This is a genomic window from Hungatella hominis, assembly GCF_014288005.1.
GTDB classification, from domain to species: Bacteria; Bacillota; Clostridia; order Lachnospirales; family Lachnospiraceae; genus Hungatella; species Hungatella effluvii.
This window is the reverse complement of sequence record NZ_JACOPB010000020.1, coordinates 108,142-123,487: the sequence shown is the minus strand read 5'-3', so window position 1 is coordinate 123,487 and position 15,346 is coordinate 108,142. Positions and strand designations below refer to the sequence as shown.

Annotated in this window: 12 protein-coding genes; all 12 read right to left on the bottom strand. The window is 45.7% G+C overall.

The window, feature by feature from the left end:
* Positions 1 to 1,211: type IV secretory system conjugative DNA transfer family protein (locus tag H8S75_RS27565; RefSeq protein ID WP_349769001.1), on the bottom strand; the 1,211-nt coding region annotated here is incomplete at its 3' end.
* A complete protein-coding gene (locus H8S75_RS27560; RefSeq protein ID WP_187024265.1) occupies positions 1,186 to 2,256 on the bottom strand; it encodes a DUF6017 domain-containing protein in 1,071 nt (356 codons plus the stop codon). The genes H8S75_RS27560 and H8S75_RS27565, both read right to left, overlap by 26 nt.
* 61 nt (positions 2,257 to 2,317) lie before the next feature.
* Positions 2,318 to 3,379: a helix-turn-helix domain-containing protein gene (locus H8S75_RS27555; protein WP_187024264.1), complete on the bottom strand. Its 1,062-nt coding sequence runs from the start codon at positions 3,377 to 3,379 to the stop codon at positions 2,318 to 2,320.
* 226 nt (positions 3,380 to 3,605) lie between these two features.
* Positions 3,606 to 4,760, bottom strand: coding sequence for a hypothetical protein (locus tag H8S75_RS27550; RefSeq protein WP_187024263.1), 1,155 nt, complete (start codon positions 4,758 to 4,760; stop codon positions 3,606 to 3,608).
* Between the two features lie 133 nt (positions 4,761 to 4,893).
* A complete protein-coding gene (locus H8S75_RS27545; protein ID WP_207729235.1) occupies positions 4,894 to 5,631 on the bottom strand; it encodes a DUF6100 family protein in 738 nt (245 codons plus the stop codon).
* The gene (locus H8S75_RS27540; protein WP_187024262.1) at positions 5,600 to 6,124 is read right to left on the bottom strand and encodes a DUF5697 family protein; all 525 of its coding nucleotides are present in this window, start codon (positions 6,122 to 6,124) and stop codon (positions 5,600 to 5,602) included. Before H8S75_RS27540 ends, H8S75_RS27545 begins: the two co-directional genes overlap by 32 nt.
* A 132-nt stretch (positions 6,125 to 6,256) precedes the next feature.
* Positions 6,257 to 8,884, bottom strand: coding sequence for a VirB4 family type IV secretion system protein (locus H8S75_RS27535; protein ID WP_243270495.1), 2,628 nt, complete (start codon positions 8,882 to 8,884; stop codon positions 6,257 to 6,259).
* Positions 8,811 to 9,260 carry a hypothetical protein gene (locus tag H8S75_RS32875; protein WP_243270493.1) on the bottom strand — a complete coding sequence of 150 codons (450 nt, stop codon included), beginning with the start codon at positions 9,258 to 9,260 and terminating at the stop codon, positions 8,811 to 8,813. Before H8S75_RS32875 ends, H8S75_RS27535 begins: the two co-directional genes overlap by 74 nt.
* A 99-nt stretch (positions 9,261 to 9,359) precedes the next feature.
* Positions 9,360 to 10,139: a hypothetical protein gene (locus H8S75_RS27530; RefSeq protein WP_187024260.1), complete on the bottom strand. Its 780-nt coding sequence runs from the start codon at positions 10,137 to 10,139 to the stop codon at positions 9,360 to 9,362.
* 16 nt (positions 10,140 to 10,155) lie between these two features.
* A complete protein-coding gene (locus H8S75_RS27525) occupies positions 10,156 to 12,171 on the bottom strand; it encodes a transglycosylase SLT domain-containing protein (protein ID WP_330615973.1) in 2,016 nt (671 codons plus the stop codon).
* Entirely contained in the window at positions 12,168 to 14,528 is a 2,361-nt protein-coding gene (locus H8S75_RS27520; RefSeq protein WP_187024259.1) for a hypothetical protein, read from the bottom strand. Before H8S75_RS27520 ends, H8S75_RS27525 begins: the two co-directional genes overlap by 4 nt.
* 114 nt (positions 14,529 to 14,642) lie before the next feature.
* Positions 14,643 to 15,089, bottom strand: a complete 447-nt coding sequence (locus H8S75_RS27515) for a hypothetical protein (RefSeq protein WP_243270492.1) — start codon at positions 15,087 to 15,089, stop codon at positions 14,643 to 14,645.
* Positions 15,090 to 15,346 lie beyond the last annotated feature (257 nt).

The window sequence follows — 15,346 nt, the reverse complement described above, 5'->3', positions numbered from 1 at the left end:
GGCAGTTTACGATCTGGCTGCTGGTCCGCAAACCGCACCAGTTTAATACATAAAAAAGAAACAAACAACGTGGCCAGAACATCGTATGTGGAGTCCTGATCGGATGTAATGCAGAAATAAGCACATTTTTTCTGTCCTGGCAGTGTCAAATCAATATCCTTGTGGCTTGTAATCTCCTGCACCAGCTTATTCTGCATGATTTGAAGCCTGGTTCCCAACCCCAGGATAGCATTCCCTTTCACCTTTTCAGCCTTAGAAAAAAGCCGGTACGGTCCCTTGGCCGGATGCGTTTCTGAAAGCCCGTCAAAAATAGCGTCCAGCGCTTCCAGACTCTGGTTTATCAGCAGCTTATACGCCTCCGGGAAGGTTCTGTCCCCGTCATTGTACTCCCGGTAGACATACAGACAGAGCGCTTTCAATAAATCCATCTCTGTGTTATCATAGAAATGGTCAAATTTATCGGTTGTATTCCTGATTACCACATCAACAAAAATATCAATCAGCCCGCCGTCATCAATTTCTGCCAGGCAATCCCATGCGTCTGAATTTTCAAGGTTAATTAAATTCCATTGTTTCACAATATAGCCATGTTCCTTTAGATAAACGACCATATCCTCGTAGAGCTCGGATTTAGGATCTGTCACGAACATGCTTTCCCCGCGTTTCACACACTGGAAAATCATATTCCTTGAGATTGCCCTGGACTTCATACTTCCCTGGGAGCCGCACACGGCAAAATTGCGGTTGAGCATGGAATCTTTTGGCAGGCTGATAATCTGGTCATCATGAATATCCTGTCCTAAAAGGATTCCGTCCACCTCCTTTATGTCTCTGTCAACGGCCAGCACCTTTGTCCGCTCCGCTTTCGTCATATAGCCTGCCGTTCCATACGTTCCTTTCCTGGAATATTCAAAATTACGCTCCTCATCCATCTGATTTTCTGCGGCATTTCCCCGATAGATAATGACTCCTCCAATCAACAGGAAGAGAAACAGGGAAAAAACCGTATTCTTTAGCCCTGTCACGGTAAAAATGCCATAATACAGGCAGACGAATGGCTGAAACCGAAGGGAGCCTGCATCTTTGAATATCTGCGTGAACAAGCCTCCCACATAAAAAGCCATTACAAAAAAAGACAGGCCAAACAGAATCCGCTTCCCTGTTTTCCTGTCCATCTGTTTTATTTTATCCCACATTGGCTGTCTGCTCACCTCCCTTTCCTTCACGGTTTGCAGCATGATATTGAACCAGGTTCCCATAATAATTGCCCAGGGTATTGACCGCATTATACAGACTTGTGATGATTACTGCCCGGATATTATGGGCTTTCTTGTCATTCTGTCCCAAGGAGCTTAACACATACTGCATGTGGAACAGGTTCAGTTTACAAAGTTGCGCCTTTACCTGTTCCGCTTTCCGGTTCTCCTTGTTGACCCGGACGGTCTCTGCCTCCGTTGTCAGGACATCGACTGCAATCCGCACCATTTCATCCAGACGGTCATCGTCCGGGTAATCATGCTTTAATATTTCATACTCAATCTGCTTCTTAAACCGCGCTTCAACCTCCTGATATGATAAGATGGGATAATCTTTGTTGTAGTCTACTGAAGTAATCTCTGTATTTGTCCCACTGTTTTCAGCTGGAGGTCCTCCTCTTTCTGGTGGTACCCTCCCACTTATTTCAGTGACACCTCCCACAAATACCGGTGGGACACCCCTCTCATTCTGGTGAGATACCGCACAGACGCCAGGGGTATCACTTATTTGAGCGGGATATCCCCCGGACTTTTCCTCTGCCATTTCTTCACCTGCTGCTTCCTCTGCCGGGTAAGTCAATGCAAGAAGTATGTCCACATCCAAATCGAGGAACAGGACATTCGGCACCTGCTGCCCGTTAATACACAGTGTCCGAAATACCCGCTTAATCACCCCCAGTTTTTCCAGTTCCACAATAGCATTGTTGGCATCCCTCTTGGAAATACCAAACTGATCCGCCAGTTGCTGGTAGCTTCTCTGCAATAAATCTGAATGGAAGCGTTTCCGAAAGCCTATGAGCTGTCCGCTCCCTTCATCCCTAATCTCTGCCGCCCGGTACCAGTACACAATATCAGAGAGGATTACGATTGCGTTTAAATATGGTTTTCCGGTTGATTTGCGTATGGTCTTATACCAGGCCGCTGGTATGATATTACCTGTGATATTGATTCGGCTCATCCGGTCCACGGTTTTATTACCGGTTGTGAAATCACTGTCCATAATATCCTCCCTCACTTTTTTGCATGAAAAAACGGCTGGCATACGCCAACCGCCTTTGCTTCTATTCTGTATAACGAGTTACATATTGTACACTAGGTAAATCCAACCAATTAAGTATACGCAACAAATAATGACCATCTGGGGTAGTCTCCCCACTCTCCCACTTCTGATATGTTCGTACTGATGCTCCTATTGCATCTGCCACTTGCTTTTGCGTATATTTCAGCCTATTTCTTGCATCACGTATAGCCTCAAAATCAAATTCCATTTTAAGCGGCCCAGCGTATATCTGATACCAATAATCGCCAGTCTCATTTTCTTTGTTATATACATTTAACGCGTAAATCATAGTATCTGGTTCCAGGTTAACAACCAATTTTCCAGGTTCAGACTTTGTACAGCTACAACAAATATCACCACTGTTTGTAACTTGAAGCCCAATCCATTTCATAATAGGATTCCCATTTTTATCGCAAGGGAAAGCGCCTTCAAATTCTATTTGAGAACCATTACGCCAAAATACCTCTCCCATATACATTTCACGTATTTCATAGATAACTGGCTTCAACGCACACTTTTCGAGCACTTCATTATAGCTTGTTATAAAACGTTCTGGTTTTGGATCATCAATTCCCAAATCATCACAAAGATGCAGATAATGATTCCACTGAAAAAATAATTCATTCTGCGACACTAAGCGAGTTTGATTAACTGTGTATTGAAAAATATCCTCAAGTGCCAATTTGCGCTCATAAAACATATATTCCAGAATCAAATAAATTTCTTCCAGGTTTTGTTCTATTCTAGTATTTTTTACGCCCCCGGCCAAAATACATCCCAAGTCTCCAATCTTATTATTATCATAATCCGGTACATAAAAGTAGAAAGGTACACGTTTTATAAATTGAGGAACAGAAAGTGGCCGATACCCATGTTCATCTTCCAGCCATCGAGAAGTTCTTACATTCCACCGCTCAGAAACCTGCTCCTTTTTCAAACAATATTCAAATACCTCATTTCCCACAGTCTCATGAATCGTTAAATATTTTATTAATTTTTCTTGGTCATAATATCGGTTATCAACATATTGTTTTATTACACATTTATCTTTTTCTGCTAACATACTTTTCAACCTCCTAATTGATAATATTATTATAATACGAAGTTAATGGGTACTCAACAGAACATTTTTTCGTGTTTATCACCGTTTTCTTCTATTTTCTTGCAAACCCCCTTTATTTTTTACCCATAATATGCCATTTCTCTGCTTTTCAATTCGTGTTACTCTCTATTTTATCATTCCAGCAGCCAGATAATCGTCATCGTGTCACCCTTTGTAATAGTCTGGCTTACCTGCCCTCCAGATACCGGATAGCCCTTTCTCTCACAATCCCCTTTATGACAGCTTCACTGCCCATATAGCTTCCTATCACCTCCTCCTGATAATCAAAACAATATATGGTTCCCCGCCCGTCCCGATCCAGCTTCCCTCTGATTCTCTTTAACCTCCACAATTCCATATCATAGCAAAAATATACCGGATTCCCATTACGATCTTCTCCGCTGTCCAATGCGCCATCCGCTTCATTTACTCTGCACAGCGCGCTGCACAAAAATTTCCGCAATCTTCTGTCCTCCACCGGATTCATCAATAGCCGTACCTGTATCTCTGCCTCTTTCACAAACGGAATAAAATAAATCACCTCATAAATATCGTCAAGCATAAACAGATTCCCCTTAAGTCCCCCATCGCTTTCCAAAAGCCTTTCAAGCATATCCATCCGGTTCCCAAACATCACCGCTCTGGCTGGACCACGGTATCCTTTTCCCCGGAAAACTGCCTCCATACGGCTTCGCATTGTTCTCTCTGTTTTCTTTGCCCATTTCATCAGGCTCTCCATGGTATTGTATACAATCAGCGGCATACCTGGAGACAAAAGCACTCCGCAGGCTCTGGAGCCACCAATTTCTTTTGCCATGCCGCCCTTAAACTCCAAAGTACCATAATATCCCCCCATATCGGTCCAAACCGTCTCCTGTCCGTCCTCTGACGGAGGGAGATGGAAGGCAGGGGAGAAAAAGTCCGGTTTATCGCTTTGATAAATTGAAACGCCGGCGACAGACAGATAAACCCACACCATGCTCATCCGGTGCAGCCTCAGCCGTTTATCCGGTTCGCTTTTAATATGGTTTGTCTCTACAGAACCACTGAGGAAAGTGGTGAAATTATCCGGATACAGCTCCAGCAGCTTTCTTTTTGCCTTTGCTTTAAGCACATACCCTTTTAACCCGTCTTTACAGCGGAGACTAATATAACCGTTTTGCTTTAACCGCGTAATCAAAGCGGCACTATAGGAACACGATCCAACGGCATATGCCGCCCAATCTGCCGGCAGCTCGCCGCTCACTCCAATCAGCATCAGCAAACGAACAGCCTTACTCTCCTGCTCCATATTCACCACCTCACTTACCTGCCTTTTTATTCCGTATAATACTAAAACCATACCCTGCTGACTCCATCCCAGGGTAGATTTTCATATCATTTTCACCTCCCGTTCCCTGATATCCAGCATATTTTCTCCAAACCGTACCCTATCGAAAATCCGGCAAAAAATGCTGCTTTATTTTCGATACCTGTCACCCGGGGCAAACAGGCTTATCCTGCATATTCTCCCACAGCCATCCAGGGAATTTTTCATTCTCCATGATGACCAGATAGGTGCGGTCCTCCTCCCCTAATGACGTAGTATGATAGCTGTTCAGATAAAGTCCATTATCTGTCTTTAAAAAGAACGTTCCCACCACATCCAGGATATGTTTTTCCTCCAGATTGTCATGATCCCGTACCCGTGAAAGCGGCAGATCTGCATTATATACATGCAGAAAACAGACCGTGCAGCACTCATACTGCGGAACCTCCTTGGCACTGTCCTCCCGTTTCATACACCAGTGTTTTAAAGCCGTGTACAGCGGTTTATAGATATAATCCGTATAATCACTTTTCCTGTGAGGCACCAGAAACGGAAGCGAAATCGTCATAATCCCTTTCTGATACGCCACTTCTATTCCGTGAATCCCTATTAAATCCTCTTTATACGCTTCGTATTTCCTCGTATCAAAAGTCACTTCCAGCACCAGCCGGCGCATTTTTTCTGTCAGCCATTCCGACTGTCTGGCTGCCTCTAAAATCAGATCATTAAAATTCTCATATTGGCTGTTAATATACTGCTTTGTGCGGGCCGACAAAAGTGTTCTGGCCTCTGCCACTGATAAATCCAGCTTCCCCGCCGTCTTCTGCACATCATCCAGCTGCTGTCCTATTTTGGAGAAGGCGTCACCCTTCTCATGATTTTGTGTAATATTCGATTTCACCATCTCCTTTCACCAAACAATATCCGATTGCCGGTAAATCCAGCTTCTCAATTACCTCCAGGTCCGGAACTGCAACAATGTGATTGCCCGTCCCCCTGCACTTTCTCTGGAATACACGGTTCACCAGCTTTACATCATTCAAGCCGACATACAGAATATCAAACAAATCATCTTCACTGATAAAAATAATGCGGACCGGATATTCCTCCTGGTCCGCCAGAAAATGCTCTGTAATGGTTCTCTTTTTCATCAGGCTGATTAACACCCAGAATGCCTGCAGCGTTCCCTCGTCTCTGGCTGCATAAGAATTTTCATTCAGATATACCATCTGAGTAACCGGGCTGCTCCCGATGCGGTTATCTTTTTCCAAACGTTTAAACGCCCTTCCCACCGCACGCTCCTGTCCAAAATACGCATATACCTGTGATTTAAAAAGTACATTATATTTCTTTATTAACTCAAAAACTTCCCTTTCCTGCAAAGTACCTTCCACCATCCTGCCCTCCTGTTATATACTGGTCCATTACGTCATAATGACGCACAAAAAACAATGACGTTTTCATGACGCAATACTCCTGAAACAGAGCATTATTATTATGCTTATGCGTATTATTTACGCCATCTATACTCAATCAAACCGTTTTCCCAACGCCCCCTTTCCATAACGTTCCAGCCTCTGACGCAGTTCCTTTAAATCCTTCCGGTCCGTAGTGATTAAATCCTTCTCCAGCTGGCTTGCCCGAAATTCAACCGTCAGGTTATTGTTATTCGTTGAAATCATGCCGTTTCCACGCTCAAACCGCACAATAGACATCATCTCCGCCTCCGACAGATGCAGAACCTCTTTAATCTGCTCCGCCTCATTGTTTTCCATATTTAAAATAATTTTTGTCTTTGCATTATTAATGATGCCCCTGCCATATTTCCCGTCTTTCAACGCAAAGAAATCCGTCAAATCCTGAGTCGCACATACGCCGGAGCCGCCGTATCCCCTGATTATCTTGAAAATTTCCAGTACATATTCCGCAGCCATCTCATTGGACGCCGCCCCAATCAGTTTCCATACCTCATCAATAAAGATGGCCTTCTCAACCGTCCGGTCCTCCTTTGCTTTAGACCAGACAAAGTCAAGGGCCACGAACATGCCGACAGTCAGAAGGTCTCCGGAAAGCTCGGAGATATCCAGAACCACATATTTATTGGATAAATCCACATTAGTCTGCTGATTGAAGCTGGAGGCGGAGCCATGCACCATACGGTTTAAAATATTGGCCAGCCGCTTTGTCTCCGCTTTCTCCATCAGTACCTCGTATACGTCCCCAAGAATAGGCATTGTTTTATAGCACCCCGGCTTCTCCGGATCAATCAGGCTCTGGTTTTCATGGGTAATCCCTTTCCTATTGTAGGTGATAATCAAAGCCTCATCCAAAAGCTGCTTCTCCTCGTGGCTCATATCCGGAATCAGCAAAGAAAAAAAGATATGCAGGTCCTGGATTTTGGAGGCAAGTTCCGAATGCTGGATCATCGGCCCGTCTAAAATATCACTGGCCGCCTTATCCGTTTTCCGAATCTCCATTACATTGATACAGTTGGAGGAAGCCGGTGAAATCTGGATAAAGGAACCTCCGATATTCTCACAGGCCCGCGCAAATTCATGTCCCTTATCCGGTGCGACAATAAATACCTGTATTCCCTTCCGCCTCATACGCAATGCCATAAGCTGAAGGGTGAAGGTTTTTCCCGCGCCGGTGGTGCCCATGATTGCCATATTGGCATTTTTGTATATCTCTGAATTAAAAATGTCCACAATCACCAGAGAGCTGTTTGCTTTGTTGACTCCCATCAGGATTCCGTCCCTGTCTGACATTTCATAGCTTGTAAATGGATAACAGCTCGCCACACCGCTGGTCAGCAGATTCCGCTTCGATCTCTGATACAGATTTTTATCCAGATTTAGCAACGGCAGGGCAGACTGAAACGCACTTTCTTCCTTAAACAGGCATGACATGGTATCAATATCCTGGGAATTCAGGAGCTTTTTCATCTCCTTTGCCCGCCACTCAACCTCGTCTGCACTATAACCCGTCACAGTTATCAGGATACTCATATAGTATAGATCCTCACTGCTGCCCAACCCATTTTTAAGATAATACCCCGCCTGGATGGACTCTGCCAAATCATCGTAATCGCTGTTGGTGTCAGATACCTCCTTGATTTTTGAACTATTCAGGCGGATTCTGCGCCCAATCCGCTCCACACTTTTGGCCTTATCCTGTTTATTCAGAAAAACATCAATATCAATCCCCTCACCGGCATTGACCAAAAGTGACAGCCAGCCGGCCGGAACACGGCTCCGGTATCCTGCGGAAGGTATAAACAGGTAGGTGTGGTAAACACCATCCATCACAACGTAATTCCCATGCTTGAAATCAATGGACTCCGGGGCTATGAATTCCGTTATCGGTATATGTTCCACACTCTTCTCCCCATTTTCCCGGATATACCAGCTGACAACCTCATTCATATGCTGTCCCAGGGTCTTAAACGTACTGGTCCTCCGGTTCAGGATGTGGTAAAGAACCTCCACACATGCCTGTGTGTCATGTTCCGGGATCAGGACTTCGTTGCCGCATTGAGATAAATACTTCTTGGCGGTCTGTACCGCAGTATTTAATACCGCAACAATATCATTTTCACTCTGATTGCGGGTGCTCCTGTAAGTCTCATATTCAAATATCAGGAAAAACCGGCGGGATATTGCCTCGCGGGAGCCAACGGACCGAATCAGAGACGCATAATCCTCCTGCAACAGGCGGCAGCGTTCATCCGGTTCATTTTCTATGTCCCTGCGGATATTCTCAAGAAAACCTGTTATATCCGCCTTTTTTGACAGCACCTTGATTTGCAGCTTTACAGGCGCAATTTTTAAGTAACCCACAAAGGAATAGATAATATTCCGCTGTTCCACCGGACTCCTGAGCAGAAAATTGACAGGCAGCACTTCCACAATCTTGACATGCCTACCATCACTTGTATGGATAATCCCATCAGTGATACCTGTGATCGGAATACAGCCTGACGCAAGCGTCCTCGGGATCGGCCCGACATCAACCGGCCCTTCAGGACGGAACGATTTTCTGCTTCGTTTTTCTTTCCCAGTCCTCTTTTCTTCCTCCCGGCGCTCACCGCCTCCGTGTATTCTTTTTCTTCTCTCGCTTCGATATACTTTTTTTATTTCTCTTAGCTGGCATATCATCTGATCCTGGTTCTTCTCTGGCTTGTTTTTCTCCAGCCTGCTTCTCTCCGCCATCCCCTTTCTTCTGCCTCCTCTCCCTGCGTTCTCTGTCCCTGGCGAGTTTCTGCAGTCTCCTGTTCCGCTCCAGCCTGTACCCTGCATCGGGCGGCTTCAGTATTCGCCTCTGCCTGACATACCGAAGGAAGCTGATTAAAAACGCAGTCAGACTCTCTCCTTGTATCCCCATTAAGGAAATAATCGTAACCGGCAGAATAACTGCCACGCCAATATAAATCTTGGTCTTTAACGTCGTATCCAGCATCGTCAGCGGTTTTAACATAAAAAATACCAGGATTGCCGTCTCAACAGCATTCCTGGTCCGTAACCTTCCTGACAATACAGTACCTTCCTCCGCAAAATTTGGAGGAATAAAATACATATCAATTCGTTCCTTTTGCTCTGACACCTTACCAAACCACCTCTTTCCTCTGCTCCATTATCTGCCGCCAGCCCAAAAACGGTAAATGCCATAGGCTAATACAAAAATCCCAACAACCAGACATACCTCCGGCCAGTACGATGGCTGCGCCTCATATTCCTCACCGTCATTTCTTTCATCAGAAGCACTGACAGCTGGTTCTTCCTGGTCAGTCTTTGCCAGTTCCTGATTTAACCGTTCCCAGGACGCCTGATTTTCTCCGCCATCTCCTTCCGGCAGAACGGAAATCTCAAACAGACCGGTTTTATCCCGACTTATCTCCTGGCTTTCTCCGTTAAAACTGACTTTATAATGATTTTTATTCCAGACAGCCTCAGCCTCTTTCATCTGGTACTGCCCTTCTGGCACCGGCAGATTATAACAATATCCGTTTTCCACATTCAGGTTGCATATTTTTTCTCCATGAGTATCCACATTTTCTACCACCACACGGACATTTCCGGTAAAGTGCCGGATTACCTCGCCGCGGATTGCCAGTGTTCCTGTGGCCTGCTCTGTATCCGTAAAAAATTCATCATAGTTATCCGTATCCAGGATACGTTCTGCTTTTACAAGGACATTTCCATTATCAAATCTCACATAGCAGCCGCTCTCCGGATCAAATGCCCAGCCGCTGTAAATCATTCTGCCATCTTCCCCAAAGCCATGCCCCTCCTGCCACATTACAATAACCGGAACGTCTTGATTTTCTATCTCATTCTGTCCTCCATGGGCAGGTTCCGACAATAGGAGCGACAGCAACAGGACAGGGAGTATCTTAATTTTCCAGCATTTCATTTAAACAGAACCTCCTCTAATTCCCAATAATCCAGAATGCGCCGTCAGACAAATCCCTTCCATATGATTTGATGGTATCAACACTGTATACTTTCCCGGTCCTGCTCCGGCTTCCCGGATCGGCTATTGTGATATATCCCTGCTTGTCTACCCCCGTAAGCACAATATAATGACCGCTGCTTCCCGATATGGTATTAGGCGCGCAGATTACCACCACCAGCTTTCCCTGCTTTAATGACTGAACCACCTTCGACATCTTGTCTTTTCCAACACGCTCCACAGTCAGTCCCCAATGGCGGGCCGCGTTTGCGGGAAAAGAATGGCTGGTTCCCTGTCCAGGTACATATTCCCCATGTTCAATCGCATAATCAGCCATAGTTTTAGGCGATACCGTCTCCCCCGTCAAAGTGGAAACCACGATTGCCAGTGCCGTTGGTCCACATCCTGCGCTTCCAATCGTACTGCTGCCGAACTTCATGCTTTTCCAAGGTTCTTCTCCCTGATTGTAATAAACGACCTCCTTCACGCCTCCTGCAACCGTCTCATAAGCGATTATATCTCCCGCAGTATCAATATCTCCCATAATCCCATCATCGGAAGCGCCGACACCTGTCACAAAATCCTTCCAACTGAACATTTGAAATAAAATATCCTTCATTGACCGCGTTCCATCCTGTATCGCCTGCAACAGCTTTACAACCAGGCTGAAAAGGGAGCGGTTCGTTATGTACCGGTATTCATATCCTGTGCTGGTCTCCGTAAGTTCCCGGTTCAACTTCAGTAAAATCGAATACTGCGCAATCTCTATGGTAGTCTCCGTTTTTTCCTCTCCCTCTCCTTCTGAAATGGTCACCTTCCTAATTCTTGTCAGGTTCCAGCCAAAAAACGTATCCAGTTCAGAGGCTATCGTTGTTTTCATCATGTTGAGAGAAACAGCATCAGAGGGATTCGATACAATGCCTCCATCCGATATCTCACCGCCATCTCCTAATAAAGCCATGACATTGGCCACATAAGCAGGTGTTTCCCCATTCTGGGGGATTTGGTATCCTGCATCCCGCACCGCTTTGCCCCCTGCATTATAAGCCGCTATTGCAAGCTCCAGGCCATTTGAATATGCTGCAAAGGCCCTGATTTGGGAAGCTATGTATTTTGCCCCTCCCATGATATTCTGTTCCGGGTCATAAGGATTAGTCACCCCCAGCTCTCTTGCGGTAGACGGCATCAGCTGCATAATTCCAATCGCTCCCGCCGGTGAAACCGCATTCGGATCAAAACCTGATTCCACCTTTGCCATGGCCTTTAAAAGGGATACCGAAACATCATAGGTCGCGGCTCCCAGTTCAAAATATTCATCATATTCACTAGTCAAATCCGTAGAAAAAGAGTCCAAACCTCCATATCCTCCAAAACTCCTGATCTGGGCGCCGGTCCACTTTTCCTCAAAAATAACAGACAGGTATCTGCTCAGTTCCGGAACCAGCACGGTTTCATATTCGTCCCTGATAATCTCATATTCATCACAGCCCGAACGATCAAAATCCGCCTCTATCTCCAGCAGGATGGCATCCCGTTTTTCTTCAATCATAGACAATATTTCATTCTTTGCCTCTGGCTGCGACAATACTGCTTCAATACGTGTCTGTAGATTCAGCCGTTCTGCCTGCCTTGCCTGACTCACATAATCATCAGGGCTGCTTAAACCGATATAGGATAATACCAGGGTCAGCATGTTCGCAACAATATACATAAAAAGGAACACCATAACAAGCAAGGCCCCGATGAATTTCCAGAAGTTCTTACTGGTAACTACTGCTGCGATCACTGCTCCCAGCGGCCCGCCTGCGGCAGCTCCCACAGTCGCTCCTGCAGAAGCGCCGCCGCTTTGGGCTGCGCCAATGGCCGCCCGGGCCGCCTGAACGGAATGGGCCGTCTGGTATGCCTGATTGACCGCTTTAGCCGCCTGAGCTGCCTTTTCTGCCGCCTGATCAGGAAAATCAGAATCCAGTCCGTCTCCTCCGATATTTATCACCTCCCCTTATTCTTCTTAGAGCCGGATTTTCCTTTCGCTGTCTGGCTTCCCGATGGATTTTCCTTCTTTGCTGGCACTTTCTGCCTCTTTTTGGGTACCGCAGGCAAAATTTCTTTATACGTCTTTTCATAATGAACTTTACCGTCCTTCTGCATCGTCGTCTTGATACCTGACTGAACTGGTTCCATCTTTACTTCATAGAACTTCCTTCCATCTGCCTCCACAACCCGGTGTGGAGAATCCGGCCTCTCATAAACATCAGCTGCAAATCTGGCATATTTCATTCCATCCCGCTCAAGCTGCTGATAGTTCTGATTGTCTGGTACAGGCGTACCAAAATTCCGGCCGGCTGCTTCCGGTACCCGGCTGGAAATTGTTCCTGGCTCCTGGCTGCCCTCCATGACCGTCATCACATTTCCGGCTCCTGCAGAACCGGCAGCACCTGTTGGAGATGCCATGCTGCTTTCCGCTTCTGCCATCACACCTGTCTGACCTGAAACTGACGTATTTCCAGATATTCCTGTATCCATACCCGTTTCCTGACCGGATATTCCTGCCCCCGCGCCGATAGCCTGACTGGATATTCCCGCACTTACACCTGCCTCCTGTCCGGATATTCCTGCACTCACGCTTGCCTCCTGTCCAGGTATTCCTGTACTTACGCCTGTCTCCTGTCCAGATATTCCTTGTATCTCAGCACCCTGTAAAATACCGTTATCTCCGCTTCCATCTGCCGCAGAAGAACTGTTTGGGATATAATCGCCTGTAAAATCGCTTACTTCCGCACCCTGATAACCAGAATCAAAGGAAACGGCTGCATTTTCATCGTCAAAGGCTGCTCCTGCATCCATCATACTCATGCCGTCTGTCATCGCGCTATCGCCAATTCCACCGTAGTCTGTCATTGATCCAGCGTCACCGAGCTTTGCTATACCGTCTTCCTCTCCAAATGGTCCTGTCTCTATCGGATTTTCAGAAAGATTGATTGCTCCCTCACCACTGGCATTCGGCGTCATGCCCTGCTCCTCATCCATACCTGAATTCATGGTGCCATACTCCATATCTCCTGAAAATGGTCCTTCCATGTATTCCTCTCCTCGCGGTATTCCGAATCCCATATTATCATCAGCTTCTCCTGCCATCATAAAATCATTGTCATTTGAAGCTGCTAAATCATCCTGATAGGATGGAACATTCACATCTGCACCAAAGGCATTGTCCGATCCGTTGGAATCCTTCGGCATATTGCGGAAAGGCTCCTGAACGTTTTCTCCCTGATGTCCCGAAGCAGGCACACCCATATCTGCACCATTTCCGGCCATTGCTGACCGATCCGCTCCCCAGGAACTTTTCCCCCAGGAGCTGCTGCCTCCCGGACTCCCCATTGGAATAGGACTTCCCATGCCGGAAGCCATCTTCCCGGCTCCTGCAGACGGGCTACCCTTGCCTCCTGCCGGTGAGCCATGACCTCCTGCATTGCTTCCAAAATGAGAGAATACGCGCCCTAACATCATCATTACACCAAGTCCACCCATGCCTGGGCTTGTCCGTCCCAAATTGACTCCCAGGGAGGCCATATAGGAATCCAGTTTAAATGCAATCTTACCAAATCCTACCAGACAAAGTGTAGCAGCAAAAAACTTTGTAAATCCATAAGAACTCGCCATCATATTTCCATATCCGCTCAAATAAACCTTCAGACACCAGGCATCCAATATAATAAGAACCACCTGTCCGCCAAACATCTTAGACCAGGAAGCCAGTATATTGTTCGTAGCCTTTGATCCTCCGGTCGCAAATGCAAGCGGGGCCGTATAGGAAAACGCCCCTAAAAGCACATATCGTTCCGCCATGATAAACAGCAATTTCAGGTAGTTCCAGGCAACCATAAACTGAATAATTACCATCAGAATCTGGATATTTAGACTATCAATCCCCAGCCCTGCAGTGACTGCTTCGGCTGCGGAAGTAAAATCAGCAAATGAAACAACCGTAATATGTGTTCCGGTAACCCAGTCATACGGAGTTCCCGCAACTTCCAGAACATAATTCACGATACTTTTAGCGCCGGTCACCATAAAAAGGCAGATACAGCTCCGGATTACAAGTTCCATTGGATCTTCCGAATTCAGGTACTTACCAAACATCCCCTTTAAAAGCTGCCAGATAAAAATGAGCAGTAAAATAGCAATCGCCAATGGAACGATTGCCTCTCTGTACAAATCCTTTACCACACTGAACAGTTCCTCAAAAAGATCCAGATTACAGGACAGCAGTTCTGTAAAAACCTGATTGACAATCTCCATCATGTCAACAATAAACTGCGAACACTGCTCTCTGACTGCATCAATCAGCATTTGTATCAGCCAGCCCATAGGATTTTACGGTATCTTATTTTCATTATTGATTTTTCTTTCAAATACCCCTCCTTTCTGCCGGGGAAGCACCGGCAAATTTTGTTTCGGATTTACTTAACCATTAAATTCACTCTTTGGAATAATCTTCTCCATATAGGTTACAATAGCCCCAAGTGTCATCAGAACCGCCCAGCATACTACAATTCTTTTCAGCCATGCCCGTGATTCATCCACGGTTTTTCCAGATTTGGAGAAATTCATCAAAAACAGGCACACCGCTGAACACACAACTGCCGCAACCGTGGCAATTCCCGCCACATCCTTGTAAACATTCTGCATTGCGCTCTTGGCAATATCAAAAATATCATCTGCCGACACAGGCATGATCAGACAGGCCATACAGGTTATGACCATGAATACAAAAAAAGCAATCTGCGGAATCATTATAACCATACGGTTATTTCTGACCTGCTGCAGCTCCACAACCATTCCAGTTGCTTCCACCTCTGCTTTTTCCTTCATATTTCTTAAATATGATTGTATTTTTCCAGAATGCAACATTCTTCACCTCCATTTTGATTTCCGGGCAAATAAAAAAGCAACCATTCCGAAAAATGATTGCCTGTACCCTCAGATTTAATTGTTTCAGATTTATGGCTTCCCATTATGTCCTCATGCATGAAACCTGACTTTATCATTATAATTCTTTTGAAATTGTGTGTCAATAATATTCCTGACGCAATATTGTCTCAAATCAGTCTCAAATGTTCTCATATGAAAAAAAGCCAAAAATCACGTTCCCAGCTCCAGACTATATA

Excerpts from the sequence above, each read along its gene's own strand:
- H8S75_RS27560 (WP_187024265.1), bottom strand. The coding sequence starts at position 2,256 with ATGGACAGTGATTTCACAACCGGTAATAAAACCGTGGACCGGATGAGC.
- H8S75_RS27515 (WP_243270492.1), bottom strand. The coding sequence starts at position 15,089 with ATGTTGCATTCTGGAAAAATACAATCATATTTAAGAAATATGAAGGAA.
- H8S75_RS27550 (WP_187024263.1), bottom strand. The coding sequence starts at position 4,760 with ATGGTTTTAGTATTATACGGAATAAAAAGGCAGGTAAGTGAGGTGGTG.
- H8S75_RS27545 (WP_207729235.1), bottom strand. The coding sequence starts at position 5,631 with ATGGTGAAATCGAATATTACACAAAATCATGAGAAGGGTGACGCCTTC.
- H8S75_RS27535 (WP_243270495.1), bottom strand. The coding sequence starts at position 8,884 with ATGATATGCCAGCTAAGAGAAATAAAAAAAGTATATCGAAGCGAGAGA.
- H8S75_RS27520 (WP_187024259.1), bottom strand. The coding sequence starts at position 14,528 with ATGCTGATTGATGCAGTCAGAGAGCAGTGTTCGCAGTTTATTGTTGAC.
- H8S75_RS27555 (WP_187024264.1), bottom strand. The coding sequence starts at position 3,379 with ATGTTAGCAGAAAAAGATAAATGTGTAATAAAACAATATGTTGATAAC.
- H8S75_RS27530 (WP_187024260.1), bottom strand. The coding sequence starts at position 10,139 with ATGAAATGCTGGAAAATTAAGATACTCCCTGTCCTGTTGCTGTCGCTC.
- H8S75_RS27540 (WP_187024262.1), bottom strand. The coding sequence starts at position 6,124 with ATGGTGGAAGGTACTTTGCAGGAAAGGGAAGTTTTTGAGTTAATAAAG.